Here is an 854-nt window from a genome sequence, read left to right as displayed (position 1 = left end):
GAGAGTGTCTGATGGTTTGTGTGTGGGAACCCAACCCGCATAAGGAGATGAACCAGAATGACTACTATGGCGAGACGAGATCTAAGCTGATAAGGCCAAGATTGATGCGATTGAAAAGAAGCTGCTTGCTAACCCTGAAATCGCGAAACTGATTGATGACCTAGGCACGTCCACCACGGATGCCAATGACCTAGTTCGGGGCATGCTACAAGCCTCAATCACCAGAGGCTTGAATGCTGAAATGGATACCCACCTAGGCTATGAGCCCGGCGATAGAGCAGCTAAAGCTACTGCTGGAACAGACAATCACCGCAACGGCACCTACCCGAAAACCGTGGATTCTAACTACGGGCCAGTAAACATTGATGTTCCACGAGACCGGGCCGGGACGTTTACCCCAACCATGGTTCCTCAAAGGCTCCAGGCGGCTAACAGATGTCGACGATATGATTGTCAGCTTATATGCCGGCGGCATGACCATTAGGGATATCCAGCATCATATGGCAACTGCGATGCGGGTAGATATCTCCCATGAAACAATCTCTGCAGTAACTGATGCCGTCCTTGATGAGGTCATGGTGTGGCAAAACCGCCAGTTAGACGAGTTCTACCCCGTGATATTCCTGGATGCGTTGCGCATTAAAGTCCGCGACGGCGGCCGGGTAGTCAACAAGTCCGCGTACATGGCAATCGGCGTGGACCTCGACGGCATCAAACACATCCTGGGATTGTGGATTGCCAAAGAAGAAGGTGCTTCCTTTTGGGCACACGTGTGCGCCAACTTATCTAACCGCGGGGTCAAAGACGTCTTTATTGTCTGCTGTGACGGGCTGAAAGGCCTACCAGAGGCTTCT

Annotated in this window: 1 pseudogene; it reads left to right on the top strand. The window is 52.0% G+C overall.

From position 1 onward, the window contains the following. Nucleotides 1–66: 66 nt before the first annotated feature. Nucleotides 67–854, top strand: a pseudogene (locus QP891_RS11665) (IS256 family transposase); the annotation flags it as partial.

The organism is Corynebacterium sp. MSK310 (assembly GCF_030227355.1).
Taxonomy (GTDB): Bacteria; Actinomycetota; Actinomycetes; order Mycobacteriales; family Mycobacteriaceae; genus Corynebacterium; species Corynebacterium rhinophilum.
Note: the sequence above shows the minus strand (reverse complement) of the source record. Positions and strands in the feature narration are given on the sequence as shown.